Source organism: Mucilaginibacter sediminis (assembly GCF_051903035.1).
Classification (GTDB): domain Bacteria; phylum Bacteroidota; class Bacteroidia; order Sphingobacteriales; family Sphingobacteriaceae; genus Mucilaginibacter.
Map to the genome: position 1 here is coordinate 1,835,166 of NZ_CP170602.1, position 23,953 is coordinate 1,859,118.

The following is a 23,953-nucleotide window of genomic DNA, read 5'->3' on the forward strand; positions in this document are numbered from 1 at the left end:
TAAGGTTTTAATGAAAATGTAAATTGGCAAAATTTATAGTACTAAACCCGTTATCGTCATCGTACATCGAATCGGAAAACGAAAGGGCTGCATCGTCTTTACCTTGCTGATAAGCCAGCTGCTTGGTAAACCTGTCCTGGCTGGCTATATTTTTTGTAACCAGGTAATTAACCTTAAAATCTTCGGCCATATTAAAAACAATAGTACAACCGCCCCTGAATTTCATTTTGTCAACAAGAGGGGTGCCTGTTTTTAAATCTACCTTGCCTGTTTCAATTAATATAGTTGTTGATTGGGTTATGGTTACTATTACTTGCTCCAATATCATTCCGTCGCGGCCTAAACGGTAAGCCGGCCTTATTTTATGGATTTCAATAGGTAGCATGCCGCTTTCCCGCTCCTGTTTTAGTTTAATGCCATCCAGTTCTTTATATCCAATTACAGTGGTGCTTAAGCCCAGCTTAGGTAACAGGCTTTCCAATTCGGGGCCGGATAAGATAGCCGAGGGCATGTTGCTCTGATTTTTTTGAGGCTTACCAACCAAAAAATCGTGGAAAGCGGCCTGTATAACTTTTGATTGCGTATAAATTTCTTTACGATCGGCCAGGTTGGCTAACGTGCGTACCTTATCCCTTAAAAAGGAGGCCATTTTCCCGAGGCTATTCCGATCCAATGGCCCAAAATTATCTGGCGTACACCATCTCAGGCTCTCTTCCGAAAAAGTATTTACATGATCGGGAAATATGCCCCAGCTCCTGAAAGCATCTATAAGCGCTATGCGGTAATTATTGTCATCGCCAGGTGCAAAATCAATATCGGCAGTAACCAGGGCGCGTAAATATTCGCCAAATGTAATGTCAACCGGCGGGCAGTAATCCAGTGCGCGGATTGCTACCTTCATTAAATGCTGGGCTATTTCACATACTTCCTGCGCAAGCCTGGTAGCCAAATCAAGCTGTAGTACGCCCTGAGGCAATACGCCAGAACCATTTGTGGCTATCCTGATTAAATCCTGGGTTTTAAAATTATAAATCTTGATGAGGGCATCAAAAAAGGTAGATACCAAAACCGATCCTAATTCATGTGCCTCGGTGCGGGTTTGGTAAAGGGTAGGATCTGGTTTGCTGCGCTTCCAGTTACCATCTTTATCATTACCGCCTATGGCACTCCGTAAAGCCCCCCTGCCATGCGCCATGGCGTTGCCAAATTGTGTGGCCAGTTCGCCCAGGTAAGTAAACTTATCTAAACTGCCATCAGATTTTGAAAACTGGTTAATTACCAGTTCATTAATGGTAAATCGCTGTAATAACGCAATAATATCGGCAAAGGCCTCATGAAAAGCCGGCACATCGGGATTTGTGTTTTCGATAAACCGGGGGTGGATACTATCTAAAAGCGCGTGGGTAACCTCATGCGATACAATATCGGGCGAGAGGCATGCAAATACTGCCCCATTTGGAAAATTGGCGCCCTGTATTTGCTGCGCTGCTTTAAAATAGCCAAACAGGATGGCTTTTTTATCAGTGGTATAATAGGCATTGGCAGCCCTGAACGCGTGTGGGTACAACCGTATGCGCTGAACATAACTTTCGATAGGGCGGCCGTTTTTACCTTTTACCGGGTTGCCCTGGGCATCTTTAACAATGCGAGAATTCCAGATTAATTTTCGGCCTAATGATTGTTCAAAATACTCCAAAGTTTTCATGGCAATTGTGTAAACAAACTGCTGATGAAACTGCGGGTTGCCTTCGCTTGGGGTTAAGCCGTTTTGCGATAAAACCTCTACCGAATCCAGGTTTACCGGCTCATAATAACAATTGCTTGGCGGATCGATATCTATCACTTCAAAGTATTCGCCGGTTGGCCCTGCATTTTCGGGCTTATCCAAATTTTCCCATAGTACCCGGTAGGTCGTCTGGTTAAATTTCATGGTATCCAGCTGAGTTGAAAAGCCCGGATCAAGGGTATATCCCCTTAAGTACCGGTAAACCAATTTGACCGCCATATTGCTTATGTTTAGTGTTTAGGAACTATCGTTTGCCATAGTAAAGTTCTGATAATGATTAATATATACAACAGGTATTTTTACGGTATTTTACAAATATTTTCCGCACCGCACCCCTCCTGTGGTGACATTCAAATGCGCCCAATAAATCTTCATTTGTATAAGGCTATCCCATAAACAAAACAGCCTGCCCCTATTAAAACTTAGCGGGCAGGCTGCACAAAATACCAATATGAGGTTACTGTTACTCCAATGTGTTTACCCCTTTAATGGTGGTTTTGGTTTCCTGGTGCATATCAAATACCGTTACACTGTTTTTGCCTTTAAGCAACCAGTTTGCCGGGCAATATAAATGAAACTGGGGCCCAACATTCCAGTAGCGGCCCAGGTTGTGGCCGTTTACCCAGATAACTCCCTTTTTAAAGTTACTGAGATCAAGGTAGGTATCGGCTACCTTACTTAATTCAAAACTGCCTTTGAAAAATACCCCGTCGTGAAATCCTTCGGGATATTTATTTTTTAACGAGGTGACGAATTTTTCGTCCATCGGCAACTTAAAGATCTGCCAGTTGGTGAGGGTCATCCCATTCAGGGTAACGCGGTCGGTAATACCTTTGCGGTCAATCATGTATTGGGCAAAGTTTATATGACCCATATTTTCTACAAGGATTTCCAGCTCAGGGTCCTTTACATCCGTTTTTGGCAGCTTGATTGTCCACTTGCCGCCATCGCGATAAACGGTATCAACCAGTTTGCCATTTAATAAAACAAGTGCGTAATCATGGGGCTCGGTAATGGTAAGGCTACCGCTTTTATGGCCAACAAGTTTTGTACGGTACAATATAAAGCCGCTATACTGGCCAAGGGCTTCCATGGGTAGCGGTTGCGGCGATTTAACAGCCACCGGCAATTCTTTCCAAACGGTAGTAAAAGGTGCCATATCAAAAGCCGGTATCTCGACAGTCGGTATCGATTTTGGAACTTCCGGTATTTTGTACTTCACATATTTTGAAATCAAATTGCGCAGCGCAAAGTATTTTGGCGTTGGTGCTCCCTGCTCGTTGATGGGCGCATCATAATCGTAGCTGGTGACATCGGGCTGAAACTGGGTGGGGCTAAACGCGTTTGCGCCCGCATTATACCCAAAGTTGGTGCCGCCATGTACTACATATAAGTTGAAAGAACGTTTATGTTCAAGCAGATAAGTTACCTCTTTCACAATACCATCGGTACCTGGCTTTTGCCATTTTTCTGTCCAGTGCGTTAACCAGCCTGGATACGACTCGCTGCTAAAGGCCGGAACATTGGGGTTTTGTTTGGCCGCCTGGTCAAAATCGGCATCGCTGCTGCCGCTATCCAATCCAATAGCTGCGCCGTCAACACCGCCAGCCTCCAGCATAAAGGCGGTTGGGCCATCGGCGGTATAAAATGGCACGTTGATGCCATTGGTAACCCAAAGCTTTTTAAGCGCTTTAATATAATCGCGGTCATTGGCATAGCTGCCGTATTCGTTTTCAACCTGTACCATCAATATTGGGCCGCCGCTGGTACATTGCAGGCCCTTTACCTGTTGCGAAAGTGCAGTCACATATTTTGTTACCGCCGCCATATAACGCGGGTCCATGCATCGTATTTTAATATCTGGAATTTTTAAAAGGTATGGTGGCAGGCCGCCAAAATCCCATTCGGCACAAACGTACGGACCCGGGCGCAATAATACCCACATACCCTCCTGTTTACATATGCCGATAAATTCGGCAATATTCCTGTTTTCGGTTGTAAAATCGAATACCCCCGGCTGATGTTCCAGGTAGTTCCAGAAAACGTAAGCGGCTATGGTATTACAGCCCATGGCCTTTGCCATTTGGATGCGCTGGCGCCAGTACATTTTGGGAATCCTTGCCGGGTGCATTTCGCCACTGATGATCTGGAATGGCTTACCATCAAGCAAAAAATCGGTTTTGCTTAACGAGAAAACATGCCTTTGCTGCGCACCGGCAATACCTGCAGATATGATAAAAAGAAATAAAAGGAGAGTTTTTTTCATGTGTGATGTAAATAAATTTAAAGCAAGCCCGCTGTGCCACAAATTTAAAATAACAAATGATTTTTGATCTGCCTTACACAAACGTTTGTGTGTTGGTTCATTAGTTTACTGGTTCATTAGTTCATTGGTCTTTTCCGGCGGAGCGTAACTAATTATCCCCCACTTTACAACTCCGGCTGTTCTGTAAAATGTGGTAAAGTAAACCGGAAACAGGTGCCTTTGTCAACTTCGGTATCCACGCTGATGGTGCCGCCATGGGCTGCTATAAAATCCTTTACCAGTAACAGACCCAGTCCGCTGCCTTTTTCCATATTGGTGCCTAAAATGGATGTCCGGCCGCCATTGCCAAAAAGCATCGCTTTGGTGTCTTCAGACATCCCTATGCCGTTATCACGGATGCAAATCTCTACCATGCCAGCCTCAACACAGGCGGAAACTTTTACAGCGCCGCCGCCATGCGGCGTGAATTTAATGGCGTTGGTAACCAGGTTTTGCAAAACAGAACGGAACATCAAAGTATCGGCCATGATATAAATATCATCGTCAACCCCGTTTTCAAGACTAATTTCTTTCTGGCTGGACGTTTCGCGCAGCAAGTCAAGTGATTCATTGATGCCATGGGCCAGGTGCAGCTTTACGGGTTGGAAACTTGTTTTCTCGCGTTGATTTTTGGCCCATTCAACCAACTCATTTAGTTGACTGAGAATTTTGTTAGAAGTGCGGTTGATGATACCCGATAACAATTTGATTTGTTCGGGTTTTAGCTTATCGGCATCTCTTTTTAAGTTTTCTGATGAAGCCAGCAATGATGTTAAAGGGTTGCGCAGGTCATGCGAGATAACCGACAGAAACTTATCTTTTGACAGGTTAAGTGCCTTCAACTCATGGTTCAGGTTTTCCAGCGCAATGGTACGTTCATGTACGCGCTGTTCCAGTTCCTGGTTAAGCTGGATGAGGTCGTTATTAATCAGTTGCAATTTTTCTTCCTGCTGTTTCAGTAAGTGGTTCTTCTGGTATAACTCGGTGAAAACAGCCACTTTTGACCGCAGGATATCCGGGTTGAACGGCTTCCTTACAAAATCTACCGCGCCGGCTTTGTAACCCTTAAACACGGCAGCCTCTTCGTAATCATGCGCCGTTATAAAAATAATAGGAATGCGTCGTAGCTTATCCCGCTGATAAATAAGCTCGGCGGTTTCATATCCATCCATCATCGGCATCTTTACATCCAGCAGGATAAGTGAAAAGTCATCCTCCTTCAGCAGGATGCGGAGCGCTTCGCGCCCTGAAGTAGCGGTGGAAAAAGCATACTGATCTTTTTCCAGCACTACCCTCATCGATAGCAAATTATTTTCATTGTCATCTACCAACAGGATCTTGATGATACCGGTATCGTCCATTTTACGCGTATAAAGTACTTTGTTATCGATATGGTTATTTAATCAGCCACACCCGCATCAGGGACAGCAGCTGATCGGTTTTTACCGGTTTGGTGATATAATCTGATGCACCCGAGGCGATACATTTTTGCCTGTCGCCTATCATGGCTTTGGCGGTGACCGCTATTATCGGCAGGTTTTTATTCCGGGCCTCTTTGCGGATGATCTGGATCGTCTCGTACCCGTCCATTTCGGGCATCATAATGTCCATCAACACTATATCTATTGTTTTGTCCTTGTTCAATATTTCCAGCGCTTCGCGTCCGCTCTCGGCAGTAATCGCCTCTATTTTCGATCTTTCAAATACCGCGGTTAAGGCAAACAGGTTACGTACGTCGTCATCAACAACCAGTACTTTTTTACCGTCAAGTATATCGGCCTGGTTGCGCACACTGTCAATCATTTTCAATTTACTCTCGCTAATGTACTTTTTATCAACATGCAACAGTACCAAAATCTCTTCTAACAGGTAAACGTGCGACGAAGAAGTTTTAGCGATGATTTTGTGGTTAAGGCGTTTAAGCAGGATCAATTCATCCTGTGTAAAATCACGCGCTGAATGCAGCAGGATGGTAGTTTGCTGTTGTTTTAACAGGTTTATTTTATTGATCAGGTCGAGCCCGTTGGCATCCGGCAGCACAAAATCCATGATGATACAATCAAACATTTCCTTTTTAAGTACCGACAATGCTTTTTTAGCTGTAGCTGCGCCAACAACCTCCACCCTGTCGCTTGATAATAATTCAGAAAGCCTGCCAAGCTCACTCTCGTTATCCTCTATCACCAGCACCCGCTTTTTGGCATGCTCGTGGAAGCTTACTATACCCGTAATTAAATCCTGCAGCGATGTATTTGAAAGTGGTTTAAGGCTAAATGATTTAGCGCCAAGCTTATGCGCCATCACCCTGTTATCCTCTCCCGATATAACATGTACAGGGATATGCCTTAAATTGATATCGCTTTTCAGCAATTTAAGGATCTTCCAGCCGTTTGATTCGGGCATATTTACATCAAGGGTGATGGCAATAGGATTGTATTTGAGGATGTTATCAAAAATCTCGAGGTAACTTATTGCCACCAGTACTTTTATACCCATATCATGGGCTTTATCTATCAGGATCTTTGTAAAGCGAAGGTCATCCTCAACAACAAGTAACACCTTATCTTCGGCTAAAATATTGTGGCGGTCATCATCTATCACCATTTCGGCTGTTTCGGCCAGGTTGGTACGCAGGTGCGATACAGAAAGGTTTTCTTTGATTTTTATTACCGGCGTTTTCTCTTCTTTATATTTTAGTGGCAGGTAAAGGGTAAATGTACTGCCTTTGCCCAATTCGCTGCCCACCGTAATCGTTCCGCCTAACAACTCGGCGAAGCCTTTACTGATAGATAAGCCAAGGCCAGTACCACCGTATTTACGGCTGGTTGAACCTTCGGCCTGCTGAAAGGCTTCAAAAATGATCCCTTGCGTATTTTTGGAGATACCGATTCCGGAATCCTCGATAGAAAAGGCGATTACCTCGCCCGGGGCGCCAATTGGATTTTCATGATCTGCCGCAGGGCGGAAAATATGAAGTTTAACCCGTCCTTTTTCGGTGAATTTAAACGCGTTTGAGAGCAGGTTTTTGAGGATCTGGTTAAGTCGCTGCATATCTGTCTCCATCATTTCGGGCAGGGTTTCCTCTACCTCGATCTCAAACTTCAGGTTTTTAGCCTCGGATATCGGTTTAAAGGTTGACTCGGCAAAGGAGGCTATCTCTTTAAAGCTAACCGGCATCACATCCGCCGCAATAACGCCCGATTCAATCTTCGAAAGGTCGAGGATATCATTAATCAGCTGGATAAGGTCATCCCCGCATGAATGGATGGTTTTGGCAAACATTCGCTGCTTTTCGGTAAGGTTACCTTCGGGGTTTTCAAACAGCTGCTGCGCCAAGATCAGCAAGCTGTTAAGCGGTGTGCGTAATTCATGCGACATATTGGCCAGGAATTCCGACTTATATTTAGACGTAAGCGTAAGCTGCTCTGCCTTTTCCTCCAGTGAGCGGCCTTTATCATGCAGCTCGTCGTTCGCCCTTCTTAACTCTTCCTGCTGAGCCGAAAGCTCACTGGCTAATGACTGCGATTGGCTCAGCAATTCCTCGGTACGGGTATTGGTTTCAATATTGTTTAACACGATACCGATACTTTCGGTAAGCTGATCCAGGAAGTCGATGTGGGTATCGCTGAAGTTTTCAAAAGACGCCAGTTCGATAACCGCTTTTACATTGTTTTCGAAAAGTACCGGCAATATCACCAGGTCGATAGGCGCCGCATTGCCTATGCCCGAACTAATTTGTAAATATTCATTTGGTACATTGGCAAGCCTGATCCTTTCCTTGTCCGTAGCGCACTGCCCAACCAGCCCCTCGCTCAGCGAAAACTCCTGGTTGATGAGTTTGCGGCTCTTTTGGGCATAACCTGCAAAAAGTTTCAGTTTGGGCTCGTCCGCGGCTTCGGGCTGCTCCAGTATATAAAACGCCCCGTAACGGGCGTTCACCAGTTCGGCAAGCTCAGATAGTACTTTGTTGGCCACCGCGTTCCGGTCGCGCTGTCCCTGAAGCATTTGTGCAAATTTAGCTAAGTTTGATTTCAGCCAATCCTGCTCGTGGTTACGTAAGGTTGTCCCTTTCAGGTTGGCAATCATCTGGTTAATGGTATCCTTCAAAGCTTCCAGCTCGCCTTTGGCTTCCACGCGTATGGTACGGGTAAGGTCACCCTTGGTTACTGCCGAGGCTACTTCAGATATGGAGCGCACCTGTACGGTAAGGTTTTGTGCCAGCTGATTTACGTTTTCGGTCAAATCCTTCCAGGTACCGGAAGCGCCCGGCACGCTGGCCTGGCCACCCAAACGGCCCTGCACACCTACCTCGCGGGCTACGGTGGTTACCTCATCGGCAAATACCGCCAGGGTATCAATCATTTCGTTAATGGTATCTGTAAGCTGGGCCACCTCGCCTAAAGCATTGATGGAGAGGCGTTGTTTAAGATTTCCTTTGGCAATACCGGTAGCCACCTTGGCAATACCACGAATTTGCCCGGTAAGGTTAGATGCCATCTGGTTTACCGAGTCAGTTAAATCTTTCCAGGTACCGGCCACACCTTTTACATGCGCCTGGCCACCAAGCTTGCCTTCGGTACCTACTTCACGGGCAACACGCGTTACTTCGGATGCAAAGGAGTTAAGCTGATCCACCATCGTGTTGATGGTGTTTTTAAGGTCCATGATCTCGCCCTTTACGTCGATAATAACCGTTTTTGAAAGGTCGCCGCTGGCCACCGCCTTGGTTACCTCGGCAATGTTACGCACCTGCGACGTTAAGTTACTCGACATCTGGTTTACCGAGTCGGTCAAATCCTTCCAGGTACCTGCAACACCCGGCACAAAGGCCTGGCCGCCAAGGTTACCGTCGGTACCTACCTCCCGCGCTACGCGCGTTACTTCGGATGCAAAACCACGCAACTGATCAACCATCGTGTTAATGGTTTCTTTCAACTGCAGGATCTCGCCCCTAACGTCAACCGTAATTTTTTTAGATAAGTCGCCGTTTGCAATCGCAATCGACACGTCGGCAATATTCCTTAATTGCGCGGTAAGGTTACCCGCCATTTTGTTTACCGAGTCGGTCAAATCTTTCCAGGTACCATCCACGCCCGGCACGTTGGCCTGGCCGCCCAACTGCCCTTCCGAACCTACTTCGCGTGCCACGCGGGTTACTTCAGATGCAAAACCGCGCAACTGGTCAACCATGGTGTTGATCGTATCTTTAAGCTCTAACAACTCACCCTTGGCGTTTACGGTGATCTTTCGCGAAAGGTCGCCCTTGGCCACAGCAGTGGTTACCTCGGCTATATTACGTACCTGCGAGGTAAGGTTATCGGCCATTTTATTTACCGAGTCGGTTAAATCCTTCCAGGTACCGCCTACACCCGGCACGTTGGCCTGGCCGCCCAGCTGCCCCTCCGAACCTACCTCCCGGGCCACCCGCGTTACCTCCGAACCGAAGGAGTTTAATTGATCCACCATCGTATTAATGGTGATCTTTAGTTCCAGCATTTCGCCCTGTACGTCAACCGTAATTTTTTTAGATAAGTCGCCTTTGGCCACCGCGGTGGTTACTTCGGCAATGTTACGTACCTGCCCGGTTAAGTTACCCGCCATCTGGTTTACCGAGTCGGTCAAATCCTTCCAGGTACCACCTACGCCCGGCACGTTGGCCTGGCCACCTAACTGCCCTTCGGAGCCTACCTCACGGGCCACGCGGGTTACCTCCGAAGAAAAAGAGTTAAGCTGATCCACCATCGTATTGATGGTATTTTTCAATTCCAGCAACTCGCCTTTGGCATCCACCGTAATTTTTCGCGAAAGGTCGCCCTTGGCCACAGCGGTTGTTACACCCGCAATATTACGTACCTGGTCGGTAAGATTACTTCCCATCTGGTTTACCGAGTCGGTCAGGTCTTTCCATACACCACCTACACCTTTTACACGGGCCTGGCCGCCGAGTTTACCTTCGGTACCTACCTCAAGCGCTACGCGCGTTACTTCGGATGCGAAGGAGTTAAGCTGATCCACCATCGTATTGATGGTTTTTTTCAGCTCGAGCATTTCGCCTTTTACGTCTACCGTAATTTTTTTAGAAAGGTCGCCGTTGGCCACCGCTGTGGTTACGCCGGCTATATTACGCACCTGCGAGGTAAGGTTACCCGCCATACGGTTTACTGAATCTGTTAAGTCTTTCCAGGTACCGGCAACGCCCGGTACCTTGGCCTGGCCGCCCAGCTTACCTTCGGTACCTACCTCGAGCGCCACACGGGTTACCTCGGATGAAAAAGAGTTGAGCTGATCTACCATCGTATTGATGGTATTTTTCAGCTCAAGGATTTCGCCTTTGGCCTCTACCGTGATCTTGCGGGAAAGGTCGCCCTTGGCCACAGCCGTGGTTACTGCGGCTACGTTACGAACCTGGGCTGTTAAGTTACCGGCCATCTGGTTTACCGAGTCGGTAAGTTCGGCCCACACGCCCGCTACGCCTTTAATTTTGGCCTGCTCGCCCAGCTTACCTTCCGAACCTACCTGCCGGGCTACACGGGTTACTTCCATGGAGAACAGCTGGAGTTTGGAAAGCATCTGGTTTGATTCCTTGGCTATGCGCAAAAACTCCCCTTTTAGCGGATGACCTTTTATCTCTAAGGGGATATGTTTAGATAAATCTCCGTTGGCTACGGAATTAATCATACCCGCAATTTCCAGCGTAGGCGACGTAAGATCTTCGATGAGGTTGTTTAATGAATTTACACCGCTGGCCCACTCACCTTTAGCATCCGATAGTTCGATGCGTTTGCCCAGGTTACCCCTTTTGCCAATGGTTTTCTCGGCAGCAGATATCTCGGCCACAAAGCGCTCGTTCATATCGATAATATCGTTGAGTACTTCGCAAATGCGGCCGTTGATGCCGGCCTGGGTTACCGGCATGCGCACATTAAGCCTGCCCCCTTTAACAAGTGACAGTACTTTAAGTAATTCTTTAAGGTCAAGGGTCTCGGTGTCAGCCTGTGTAACGCCGGCTTCATTCAAGATGTTTTCTAAAATGTCGTCCTTCATGAGAAGAGTTAAATTGTGATCAGTTTATTTAAAATAGCTGTTACATAAACAACGGGAAGCAACGCATGGTTAAATCCGTTATAGTAAAGATAAAAAAGCGACAGTAAATTTCTAAACAGTTAAGGCTAAAATATTACAAAGAAAATATTTTTCAGGTATAATAAAGCATCGGCAATCAGACAGCAAATAAAACAAATATTCGAGAAATTGTTTTAAAATTTATTTTTTTTGGCGCAATTTTTTCGCCACGAGAAAACCTATAAATATCGGCGCAACGCAACCGGCTATCTTCGGTTGAGCACCACACGATCTAAATGCAATAATACACTTACAATGAGTTAATTACACAAAAAAATCAGTTTACATTGTGGGCGCCGCAGTTAGCAACATAATAATCACCACTTATTTTTCATCTACAGGTTTAAGGTTTGAAAGCGCGATATGCCGCGCAAGTTCAAGCTTTAACAACCGGATTCCATTTAGAACAATTCCGGCTATTTTTCGGGCCCCCAATTTACTAAAATGCGTATTATCAGCCTGGCCGTTAGGATAGTTAATACTCTCGCCCGGAGCCAGGTAGTTAAATAATTTTTTTGATTCTTCGGGCCCTAACTTTTGAAATAAAGCCTGGCTCTCTCTATCCAGGTCAATTAGTGGCACTTTTTGTTCATCGGCCAGTTTACGCACTATTGCCGAATATACCTCATGTGTACCAACAACGGTACCCGTTGTATCAAACTTTCTTCGTGCCACGGGCGTCAGCAATACCGGAATTGCCTTTTTGTCTCTTGTTTCCCGGATGAACGTTTCTAAATTATCCCTATATCCCTGTTCGTTGATGTAGCTTTTTTTGGTGGGCACTTCGTCATTGTGGCCAAATTGTATAAATACATAATCGCCCTCATGTAAGCTGCTTACAATACCATCCCACAAACCTTCGCTGATAAATGTTTTGGTACTCCGGCCGTTTTGTGCGCGGTTATCAACTGTTACGGTACTATCAAATAACAAGCTGAAGGGCATCCCCCAGCCTGTCTCGGGAAAAGCTTTAGGCTGCTTTATGGCCATAGTGGAATCACCCGCCAGGTAAACGGTGACCCGGCCAGGTGTAATAATAAACGACATAAGCAGCACAGCGCCTATTAAAATGCCGGTAAATAACAGGCCTTTAGGTTTAATTTTGGTACTCATATGTATGGTGTTTTTTAAAAGCAGATAAAAGGCCAAACGGCAGCACAAGCTGATTTTTCTCAAATTTTCCAATTGGTTATGAATCATTAATGAAAAGGACGCTGTATCCTTTGAATAATTTAGATTGCAGGAGTCAATATTAAAGAATAAATTATTCAATACCATCCTGTTCCATACTGATGTAGATAGCCTTTTCACTTTTTTCATGAGATTAGGCTTGATAAAACCTGTACTCTATTTAGTACAGGACACAGCAGGACACATGGCGGTGAATTTATTTCTACATTAGTTAAACCAATTATTATCATAAGCCGCAAGTTTAAACCTGCTTATTAAATAACATCTTCCTGTACCTGACTGTTATAACTTTATCTGTAATGGAAAACAATGTTTTAGATATTCAAAGTAAAACCTACAGCGAAACTGATTTAAAAAATTTATTCGACGATTATTACAACCGACTGGTTTATTTTTCGTACCAGATCATTAACAATAAACCACAGGCCGAGGATATTGCCCAGGATGCTTTTGTGAAATTCTGGGATAACTGCAATCATGTTTCCAGCAATCCGGTGGCCATAAAAAATTTCCTTTACAGTACGGTAAAAAATGCCAGCCTAAATGTTATCAGGCATAATAAGGTGGCCGAACAGCATATGAACAGCCTGCATGGCATTCCTGCTGACGAAACCATATTTCATACCATTATCAGGACCGAAGTACTGGCCGAGATATACCAGGCAATTGAATTACTGCCCGGCAGCTGCCAGCAAATATTCCGGATGAGCTACCTGGATGATATGAAAAACCATCAAATAGCCGATGTATTGGGTATATCAGTTAATACGGTGAAAACCCAAAAACAAAGGGCCCTTAAAGTACTGCGGGGCAATTTGAGTCCCGAGCTTTTTGTTGTATTAATTGCATTTTCCTGTTTTTAATTTCGGGCTTTTTCTCTAAAATATTTTTTTTCATCCTCTGTCACCCCCTTGTTACATTCAAGTGTCCTTATTAATATTACCAGTTATGTGCCCCAGGCACAACCTAAATATTATTTATGGACAACAATTACGAAGCCTACCGGTATGCTGCCCTTATTGCCAGGCGCCTGAAAGGAGAGTTATCTGCAATTGAAGAAATTGAGCTGAATGCCTGGATAAACGCGAAGCCCGAAAATGCTTTGCTCATGGAGAACCTGCAGGACGAGGAATTGACAAAGGCCGACCTGGATTTCCTCGCCTCTATAAAAACAGGCGACGCCTGGCAAAACATTGTTATTCGTACACAAAAAACATCCTTTACCAATAAGGTTTATTATTTCATGCTAAAGTGGAAGTATGCGGCAGCCATCCTTATCCTGTTTTCTGTGATCGTTATATTTTATAAAAGCCCCCAGCCTGTAAAACAACAAGCTGCAGCATCGCAAAATACACCCTACAAAAATGACGTCCCCCCGGGGACGGATAAAGCTAAACTTACTTTGGCCGATGGTTCCGTAATAACCATAAACGGTCGGATGGCCGGGATTGTTAAAAATTACGCTGGCATAAAAGTCAGCGTTAATAAAGGCCTTGTTAGTTACCATATAACTGATAGTATAGGCAATCTTGTTGAAAACCAACTTAATGCTATTACTACCCCTACCGGGTGCAAATACAAAATATTGCTGCCAGATGGTAGTATGGTTTGGCTAAACTCTGCATCGTCTTTAAAATTCCCAATGGTGTTTAACCAGCTTGAGCGTAAGGTTTATTTAACCGGCGAGGCTTATTTTGAAGTTGCCAAAAATAAATTGAAGCCTTTTAAAGTGTTTGCAAACAACACGGTGGTACAGGTACTGGGTACCCATTTTAACATACATGCTTACAACGATGAAAAAGTCGTAAAAACCACTTTACTTGAAGGATCGGTTAAAATATACACAGGCGGGCGCAGCAAAACAATAATGCCGGGGCAACAGGCCTATATTAAACTAAACTCGCCGAAAATTAAAATACAGCCCATTGATGTTAGTAAATCTGTAGCCTGGAAAAATGATCTTTTCATTTTTGACGGGGAAGACATGGAAAGTGTAATGAAACAAATTGCCAGGTGGTACAATGTTGAAGTGGAATACAAAGGCGGAATACCTCAAACCCACATTTCGGGAAGTATATCACGCAATAACAACCTGTCGCAAATATTAAATATGCTTGAACTTACAGGAGGGGTTCATTTCGGGATTGATGGCCGCAAAATTACCGTAAGCAGGTAAAGGCTTCCAAAATTTAAGAAAAAAAACAATTAGAAGGCATTGATCAAAAAAACCGGAAGCGTTGGAGCGCCCCCGGCAGATACAGGATCAATAGCTGGCCGTATGCGATTACTAACCAATTGATTATTCAACCTATATGATGTAAAAGTATGAATTTTAATTTTTACTATGAATGTTTTTACCGGCTGCGCAAGCCGGTATTTAAAACACTCCTGATTATGAAACTAACCACTGTTATTTTACTGGTATGCAGTATGCACGTAAGCGCAATCTCGTATTCGCAAACTGTTACCCTGTCAGAAAAAAATGTTTCATTGCAGAAGATATTCCAGCAAATTAACAAGCAGGTTAATTACAGTTTTTTATATACTGACGAGTTGCTTCAAAAAACAAAAAAGATTTCTATCGAAGTTAAAGATGTGCCCTTAGAAACCGTATTGAAGGAATGTTTTGCAGGTCAGCCTTTTACCTACCAGATTTTTGACAAAACCATCATCTTAAAACCAAAGGCCGACGTGATGGATAATGCCCCGCCGGTGCCCCCTGTAACCATTACGGGTAAAATTACCGACGAAACCGGCCAGCCCCTACCAGGTGTAAGCGTTAAACTGAAAGGGACAAATGCCGTAGCTGTTAGCGATGGAAATGGTTCATATAACCTGCACGTTCCTGATGACAATGTTCAAAACGGGGTGTTAATATTTAGTTTTATTGGTTTTAGAACACAGGAGGTTACCTTAGGCACCAGCCTTGTGGTAGATGTTAAATTAATACCCGAATCACGGTCATTAAGCGAAGTTGTGGTAATTGGCTACGGTACGCAAAAACGGGGCGATGTATCAAGCGCTATAGCATCGGTTAACGTAGAGAAAATGGACAAGGTACCCGCGGCTAACCTGAGCACCGCTTTACAGGGACAGGCACCTGGCCTGGTTGTACGGCCAAGCTCTTATCGCCCGGGAGCGGGCTCCGCTATACGTATCAGGGGCAACCGTTCATTAAATGCCACCAACGACCCTTTGTTTGTTGTTGATGGTGTTCCGGTATCATATAGTATTGATGACATTAATCCCCTGGATATCGAATCGGTGGATATATTGAAGGATGCTTCGGCTACAGCCATTTATGGTTCAAGAGGTGCTAACGGGGTTATACAAATTACCACAAAAAAAGGAAAGGCAGGTAAGGTAACCGTTAACTATAGCGGCAGCACATCGTTTGATAATATATTGAGAAAATTAAACGTATTTGACGGACCTGATTATGCACAGTTTAAAAGGGATGCTTATGTAGGGGGCAAATCATACAATTCCGGATTAAGCACCACAAGCAGCAGCCAGCGCTATTTCCCCGATCCGGCATCAGACTATAAACTTTTTGGTGCAGACCCTAATGTGTTAAATAAAGTTATGGCCGGATACTCCTTTACCAAATACGACCCCACAAATGGAATTTTTGATGTAGCCACACGGCCTACTACAGATGCCGAAAAAGCTTTACTTTCAAGCCTGGGATACCCGGTACTTGATAATGTAGCTATTTACGATGCCTCCAAAGTTCCTACTTTTGACTGGCAAAGCAAGGCGTTAAGAACAGGATCAACGCAAAACCACAATTTTTCTATAGCAGGTGGCTCCGAAAAATTCAGCAATGCTTTTTCCTTAGGTTATCTAAAACAAAATGGCATAATACCGGGGCAGGACTACAGGCGGTACAGCATATCAAACAGCGCCACTTTCAGGCCGGTAAGCTACTTTTCGGCAGGTAGTAATATCACTTACGCCAATGCCATACAAAACACCGGGTCTGATATCTACAGCGCAGCATCGGGGCAACTACCTTTGGCCGAGCCCTATGACAGTAGCGGCAATTTTGTACTGTTCCCGGGCAACGACAGTAATATTATTAATCCCCTTAATGATGTTACCAATATCATTAATGAAAACCGCGTAAGCCATTTGCTGGCCAACGTGTATGTACAAGCTAATATTTATAAGGGATTGACACTAAAAAGCACTTTTGGCGCCGACGTATCCAGCGCCAGGAATGGCACATTTAATGGTTCAATTTCATCGTCGCGGGCGGGCGGCGCGGCAAACGCCTCATTCAACACAAGTTCAAACCTGACCTGGACACTGCAAAACCAATTGTCATACAGTACCACCATTGCCAAAAAGCATGACCTCAGTGTAACCGCAGTACAGGAGTTGTTGAAAGACCGGAGAGACTCCACCAACGCTTCGGCCGCCGGCCTTAATTATGAATCGCAAAGGTGGTACTCCTTACAAAATAATGCCACAGGGGTGGTAACCTATAAAGGAGGCTATTCACAATATCAGTTAGCATCGTTTTTGGGGAGGGTAATTTACGCGTACAACAGCAGGTATATTTTAACCCTGGCAGAAAGATATGACGGCTCTTCTGTGTTATCCGAACAACATAAGGGTAAAGCCTTTCCGTCAGGATCCGTGGCATGGCGTATCGACCAGGAAAACTTCATGAGAGCAGTAAACTTTGTTGATCAGCTAAAGTTACGCGGTGGTATAGGTTCTGTGGGTAACTCCGGTATCAGGCCATATTTAACCAACGGTACTTTAAACCTATCCTACTATAATTTTGGTGTAAGCCCGGCCCAGGGTTACGCACCTAATGGTTTACCACTCCCTGACTTAACCTGGGAAAAAACCGTAACCAAAAATATAGGCCTGGATTATGGTTTATTTAAGGGCAGAATATCGGGCTCCATTGACGTTTATGAATCTAACTCAAATGAAATTCAGCCTCAGAAATTACCTGATGCATCCGGTTATAGTAATATTACGGTTAACCTGGGCAAAGTACGGAACCGTGGTATTGAAGTGGCATTATCAACTGTCAATATTAACCAGGGCGGGTTTAAATGGACAACCGATTTTGTATTCTCCAAAAATAAAGAGGCTATCACATCGCTGGATGGCTCGGGTAATAACAACGTTTCGAGCCAATGGTTCATAGGTGCACCTATCAGGTCATATTATGATTATAAAAGACAAGGCATATTCCAGAACAGCGATGCATTGCCTGGCGGAATTTTGTATGACTATTTCTGGAAAAAAGCCGGTAACAAGGCCAATACCGCCTTACAGCCGGGCCGCATCCGCGTACAGGATTTGAATGGTGATACTACAATTACCGAAGCTGATAAAACACTGTTGGGTTCGCCAAATCCACAGTGGACCGGCAGCATCAATAGTACCCTTAGCTATAAAGGTTTTGAATTGTCGGCCTTTGTGTATATCAGTCATGGCGGATTGGTGCGCGACCCACGCCCTTCGCTTGTTGGCCGTTATCAGTCGATAAAATTAAACTATTGGACACCAACCAACCCTTCCAATGATTATCCGCAGCCCAACCTTACCAGCGACATACCGCTTTACTGGCAGGCCAACGGTTTCAGGGACGGATCATTTGTACGGGTGCGGAGTATTTTGCTTTCATACCAGCTACCGGCCTCGTTACTTAATAAAATAAAGATGCGTAGCTTATCATTTTCTGTTAACGCGGTTAACCCCTTCTTGTTTAGCAAATACAAAACCTACGATCCTGAAACAATGCCTTATTCAAGCTCCTATCCGTCAAGCAGCACCAATAACCCTGGCCCTACATCATACAGCTACAGAAGTTTGGTATTCGGGATAAAAGCGGGCTTGTAAACAATTGGTTATAATTAATAAGATAATAAAATGAAAAAATATATCATTCCGGTTATTTTACTCATGATAGGTTTAGATATCGCATCATGCAAAAAATACCTTAAAGAAGACCTGGTAAGCACCCTTACGCAGGAGTATTATAACACCGACCAGGGTTTAGAGGATTTGGTACGATCTGCCTATACCCCGCTCCGCAACAAATTTGAAGGTGAGCAGGCATATGCCTTATACAATTTTGGTACCGATGAATTTATTGAGGGCGATCAGTTTAACTATGAATACTATAACAGTTATGCAGCAAGCCTTAACCCTGCCGAAGGTTTATTAAATGGCTTATGGGTAAATAACTACCAGGGTATTGGCCGTTGTAATCTGGGTATACAGCAGCTGCCGCTTTTTAAAAGTACAACATCAAAAAGTCTGGGCACGCCGGCGCAGGTTACCCAGCGCATAGCCGAACTGAGGTTTCTGAGGGGGTATTATTATTTTCAGCTGGTACAGCAGTTTGCAGGTGTGCCACTGGTATTGCAGCCAATTACCGGCAAGCAAACTGATTTCGCGCGTGCATCTGCTGCCGATGTATATAAACAAATTATTAATGATCTTCGTTTCGCTGCGGCTAATCTTACACCAACTATAACAGACCAGGGCAGGGCTACCCAGGGTGCAGCACAGCATTTTTTGGCCAAGGTATATTTAACCCGCGGCAGCGCGGTTACCGATGCCAGAGGTCAAAAGCCAACAGATATTGATAGCGCGGCTTATTATGCTACGCAGGTAATTAACAGTCCGTACTACATGCTTGAGAGCGATTATATGAATATCTGGAATGGTGTTTATCCTGCTGGTTACCCAAAGGTGACCACCCCGGCTATAGGGCAAAACGGCTCGGCCCCTTCCGGCGATATCAGCAGGTTTCAAACAGCACAGGCCAGCAAAGAGATCATTTTTGCAGCCCAGTTCATCAAAGATCTTACATTGGATGGCAACACCGGTAACCGTACACATGAATATTACATTTGTCAGTATGATGTGGGCATACCCGGAATGGCGCGAAATGCCGATAACTTTAACGGCAGGCCCTTTCGCCGCTTAGGACCTTCTGATTACACCATAGATTTGTTCGACCGAAAAAACGACTCGCGCTTTTATAAAAGCTTCCGTACGGTATTTTACTCTAACACCAACACCGGTACACCTAAATTTACCTCGGCCGACGCTCCTAATCCATCATTGGTGGGCTCGTACAAGTTTGGTATCGGCGACACCGCCGCATTATTTATAGTAAATACCAAAAGCACGCCGTTAACCAAAGAACAATTAGCTAAATACAGGTATACCGTTTATGCCCGATATTATACTAATACACCCGGGGGGCCCATACAGCAAGGCTTTAACAACAACAAGTATCTCACCCTGGTAAAAATGCTTGATCCGGTACGTGTAACGAACGATTATAATGAAGAACGCGGGATACGTAACGGTATAGTTGCCCGGCTGGCCGAAACTTACCTGATTGCCGCCGAAGCGTACGGGCGCAAAGGCGACTATATAGCCGCGCTGAACTACGTTAACAAACTGCGGCAAAGGGCCGCATACCATGCCGGTGAATTCAGAAACCCGCAAACATATATGTTTGATGGCGGTACACCCGGCGATGTATCTGACACGTACCCGCAATTAATGGCCACCACCGATTTATTTATGACTAATGCGGCAAGTGAAAATTATCCGCCTACGGTAGTAGGTACGGCTGACCGATTTATTCATTTTATGCTAAATGAGCGCACCCGTGAACTATGCGGCGAGTTTTACCGATGGGAAGACCTTGTACGTACAGAAACCTTGTACGACAGAACGAAACTGTTTAACAAGGATGCCACAAGCATTATAGCCAGGGATAAGTTAAGGCCAATTCCTCAAATACAGATTGACGCTACTACTATAAATGGTCAGCCCATGTCGCCCAGCCAAAAAAGCGCCTACCAAAATCCGGGTTGGTAAGTAGTAACCACCTGACAACACCTCAACCAGGAATATACTGTTTGAGGTGTTGTGGTTTTCTTGCGATCACATCAAAAAAGCCTTTGAATCATTATTAAACTATAGTTTTACACGTAACATGTTCAAAAAGCCATTATACAAATGCCTTTTTGAATTTTGACTTTTGATTTTTAACTTATTATTACATTAACTGCATTATTTAATGAATCAATCTGATAATATATTAGGCAGCAACCAACATTTGCGGCGTATTTTAAACTGCGTTGTTATCACGCTTTTATTACAAACAATGTCGTTTGCATCATTTAGTCAAAATACCGTTTCAAAAAACAATGATGCAACCACCCCATTACATTTGCTTAAACCAGCTTATATAACCCCATACGGAGAAACAAAACAAGCTGATGTTAAGGCTGTTCTGGACAGGGTACACCATTACCTGGATGGGGTTACCCCCTACCAGCTCATTGATAAGCCGAGCGGGCAGGCAATCAACAATTTCGACAAGGTAAACTCCAACAGTGTTTTTGCAGCCGCCGATTTCAGGCTGATAAGCTATGAGTGGGGCGTAACTTACACTGGGATGCTGGAGGCAGGTGCAGCAACCGGGGATAAAAAATTTACAGACTACACCGTAAACCGGTTGAGTTATATTGGTAACGCTGTTGCTGCCTTTAAAACCTATCTAAAAGCCTCGCCACTGGCAGTAACACCCGTAAAGTCGGTAATCGCCCCCGAGGCGCTTGACGATGCCGGGTCAATGGCCGCAGCCATGATCAAAGCCGTAAAAACAGGGGCCGTAAAGCCGGATCTGCGGCCAATAATTGATAACTATATCGGCTATATCCTAACAAAACAATTTCGCCTAAGCGATGGTACACTGGCACGTAACCGCCCTCACCCAAATACATTATGGCTTGATGATCTGTATATGAGCCTTCCGGCCCTGACACAAATGGGCGCACTTACCGGCGACAGAAAGTATTTTGATGAGGCGGTGAAGCAATACCAATTATTCAGCAAACGAATGTTTAACACCGAACGCGGATTATTTATGCATGGCTGGGTTCAGGATATGGATCCGCACCCACAGTTTCATTGGGCCAGGGCAAATGGCTGGGCTATTTTAACAACTATTGAATTACTTGATGCCCTGCCGCAGGATCATCCGGGACGAATGTTTTTAACAGAGATGCTAAAAAAACATGCGGCCGGCCTTGCACAGCGCCAGGATGCAACGGGTTTCTGGCACCAGCTGCTTGACCGGAACGATTCGTACCTCGAAACTTCGGCAACGGCAATTTATGCCTATTGCTTTGCAAGAGCTATCAATAAGGGATGGCTGGATGCCAAAGCTTACGGACCAGCGGCACTGCTTGCCTGGAACGCCGTGGGTACAAAAGTAAATGACAAAGGTCAGGTAGAAGGTACCTGCGTGGGTACAGGCATGGGGTTCGATCCTGCTTTTTATTACTACCGGCCAGTAAATAACTATGCGGCGCATGGTTACGGCCCGGTTTTGCTGGCAGGGGCCGAAATTTACCGCATGCTGCAAAACCACCCGTTTGTAATTAACGACAGTGCGGTACAGGTACCCAAATAAGCGTAGCCGGCCTTGCCGTACCTGGTTATTGAACGTTTAAAAAAAACAACTATGAAAAATCATAAAATAATCATCCTGTTAATCATAGTAACTCATTTTAGTACGGCATGGCCCCTGTATGCACAAAACATCAAAGCGTTTGAAGCCGATGTTTGTATATATGGCGGCAACTGTGCCGGTGTAATTGCGGCTTATACAGCAAAAAAAATGGGCAAAACAGTGGTATTGGTTGAGCCTGGGAATCATTTGGGCGGCATGACCTCGGGCGGCTTAGGCTATACCGATATCGGCAACAAATATGTGGTTACCGGCCTGGCCAGAGATTTTTACCGGAAAATTGGACAGCATTACGGAAAATTTGAGCAATGGATATTTGAGCCAAAGGTGGCCGAGGATATTTTTAACGAATACGCAAAAACAGCAGGTTTTACCGTGTTGATGGGAAACCGCCTTATCAAAGTAAATAAGAACGGTAACCTATTGACCGAAATGGTAGTTGAAAATTCTTTGAAACCCACCGCCCATACCAATATTATCATTAAGGCAAAGGAGTTTATTGACTGCACCTACGAAGGCGATTTGATGGCCCGTTCGGGTGTTTCGTACACGGTTGGGCGGGAAGCAAACGGCCAGTATCATGAAACCATAAACGGCGTTGAAGTTATGGATGGCCACCAGTTTCCCGACGGCGTTGACCCGTATAAAGTACCAGGTGATCCTAAGAGCGGTTTATTATGGGGAATAGCTAACATCAGCTTACAGGCAATGGGCTCCGGAGATAAAAAAGTACAGGCTTATAACTTTCGTATTACCTTAACCAATGTGCCTGAAAATCGTATAGCCATTACAAGGCCGGAAAACTACGATCCTCAGAAATATGAATTGCTGCTCCGCCTAAAGGAAAAAGCGCCCTGGAAATCAATTAACGATGTGCTTATTATAAGCAAAATGCCTAATGGGAAGACCGACATTAATAACAAAGGCGGTTTTTCTACCGATATGATAGGCATGAACTGGGATTACCCCGAAGCTGATTATGAAACAAGATTAAAAATCCGGGAGGACCACGAAACCTATACAAAAGGCTTTCTATATTTCCTTGGAAACGATCCGCGGATACCGGCTAACATCCGTAATGAAATGAAACAATGGGGCTACCCGAAAGATGAATATACGGATAATGGAAACTGGACTCCCCAGCTTTATATCAGGGAAGCCCGCAGAATGATAGGACAACTGGTAATGACCCAACAATACTGCCAGGGTAAAGAGATTGCCAATGACGGTATTGCAATGGCCGCCTATACCATGGACTCGCATAATTGCGACAGGCAAGTGGTAAATGGTATGGTAAAAAATGAAGGCAATGTTGAAGTTGGCGGTTTTGGCCCCTACCCGGTTTCATACAGGGCCATTGTTCCAAAACCTGCGGAGGTAGCAAATATTTTAGTGCCGGTTTGCCTGTCGGCTTCGCATATTGCTTACGGTTCCATTCGTATGGAGCCTGTATTTATGGTATTGGGGCAGTCGGCCGCGGTTGCTGCCTGCCAGGCTATTGATAAAAAAATACCTGTACAGTTGGTTGATATTAAAGCAGTACAGAAACTATTGAAAAATAATCCGCTTGCAGATGGCAGCACACCCGAGGTTCTGGTTGATAACGACGATACCGCTCACGTTCAAATAACCGGGGATTGGAAAGTTGCACAATCGGGTGGTTATGGTCCAACCTATTTTATCGATACGTCTAAAACCGGCGCACTCAATTCGGTTAAGTTCAGGCCGGAGATTGTTAAAAGCAGCAACTATAACGTGTACGTTTATTTTCCAAAAACTAAAAACGCATCAGCTAAAACCCATATCACCATTTTTAACGGGACAAACACAACCGAAAAGATCATTGACCAGACAACTATCCAGGTTGAAGGGCAAACATCGGGAGAGTGGGTTTCTTTAGGATCTTACTACCTATCAAAAAACAAACAGGCTTATGTACAAATCTCCAACGAAAACGCCAACGGGACAACCGTTGCCGATGCCGTGCTTTTTGTACCGTCCAGGTAATTGAAGTGGC

General features: G+C 44.8%; 11 protein-coding genes. 6 read left to right on the forward strand and 5 right to left on the reverse strand.

Translation table 11 applies throughout. The annotated features are described in order from the left end of the window. Positions 1-7 precede the first annotated feature (7 nt). The 5 genes from ACFGVS_RS07165 to ACFGVS_RS07185 form a co-directional block, all read right to left on the reverse strand. Complete coding sequence (locus ACFGVS_RS07165; RefSeq protein ID WP_439698050.1) at positions 8-2,005, reverse strand: hypothetical protein; 1,998 nt, start codon at positions 2,003-2,005, stop codon at positions 8-10. A 244-nt stretch (positions 2,006-2,249) separates the two neighbouring features. Further along, complete coding sequence (locus ACFGVS_RS07170) at positions 2,250-4,052, reverse strand: glycoside hydrolase family 35 protein (RefSeq protein ID WP_439698051.1); 1,803 nt, start codon at positions 4,050-4,052, stop codon at positions 2,250-2,252. A 164-nt stretch (positions 4,053-4,216) separates the two neighbouring features. Next, positions 4,217-5,452 carry a hybrid sensor histidine kinase/response regulator gene (locus ACFGVS_RS07175; RefSeq protein ID WP_274212937.1) on the reverse strand — a complete coding sequence of 412 codons (1,236 nt, stop codon included), beginning with the start codon at positions 5,450-5,452 and terminating at the stop codon, positions 4,217-4,219. 34 nt (positions 5,453-5,486) lie between these two features. Beyond that, positions 5,487-11,135 carry a HAMP domain-containing protein gene (locus ACFGVS_RS07180; protein ID WP_439698052.1) on the reverse strand — a complete coding sequence of 1,883 codons (5,649 nt, stop codon included), beginning with the start codon at positions 11,133-11,135 and terminating at the stop codon, positions 5,487-5,489. Between the two features lie 402 nt (positions 11,136-11,537). Then, positions 11,538-12,326 carry a rhamnogalacturonan acetylesterase gene (locus tag ACFGVS_RS07185; protein ID WP_439698053.1) on the reverse strand — a complete coding sequence of 263 codons (789 nt, stop codon included), beginning with the start codon at positions 12,324-12,326 and terminating at the stop codon, positions 11,538-11,540. Between the two features lie 377 nt (positions 12,327-12,703). Here ACFGVS_RS07185 and ACFGVS_RS07190 point away from each other — a divergent pair, with 377 nt between their 5' ends. The 6 genes from ACFGVS_RS07190 to ACFGVS_RS07215 all read left to right on the forward strand — a co-directional run bounded on the left by ACFGVS_RS07190 (position 12,704) and on the right by ACFGVS_RS07215 (position 23,943). After that, on the forward strand, positions 12,704-13,267 hold the full coding sequence (locus ACFGVS_RS07190; RefSeq protein ID WP_439698054.1) for an RNA polymerase sigma-70 factor: 564 nt from the start codon (positions 12,704-12,706) through the stop codon (positions 13,265-13,267). A 116-nt stretch (positions 13,268-13,383) separates the two neighbouring features. After that, a complete protein-coding gene (locus tag ACFGVS_RS07195) occupies positions 13,384-14,580 on the forward strand; it encodes a FecR family protein (protein WP_439698055.1) in 1,197 nt (398 codons plus the stop codon). A gap of 149 nt (positions 14,581-14,729) precedes the next feature. Then, positions 14,730-18,272, forward strand: coding sequence for a TonB-dependent receptor (locus ACFGVS_RS07200; RefSeq protein WP_439698056.1), 3,543 nt, complete (start codon positions 14,730-14,732; stop codon positions 18,270-18,272). 30 nt (positions 18,273-18,302) lie between these two features. Continuing rightward, positions 18,303-20,276, forward strand: coding sequence for a RagB/SusD family nutrient uptake outer membrane protein (locus tag ACFGVS_RS07205; RefSeq protein ID WP_439698057.1), 1,974 nt, complete (start codon positions 18,303-18,305; stop codon positions 20,274-20,276). Between the two features lie 289 nt (positions 20,277-20,565). Further along, complete coding sequence (locus tag ACFGVS_RS07210) at positions 20,566-21,879, forward strand: glycoside hydrolase family 88/105 protein (protein ID WP_439698058.1); 1,314 nt, start codon at positions 20,566-20,568, stop codon at positions 21,877-21,879. A gap of 51 nt (positions 21,880-21,930) precedes the next feature. Continuing rightward, positions 21,931-23,943, forward strand: coding sequence for an FAD-dependent oxidoreductase (locus ACFGVS_RS07215; RefSeq protein ID WP_439698059.1), 2,013 nt, complete (start codon positions 21,931-21,933; stop codon positions 23,941-23,943). Positions 23,944-23,953: the final 10 nt, after the last annotated feature.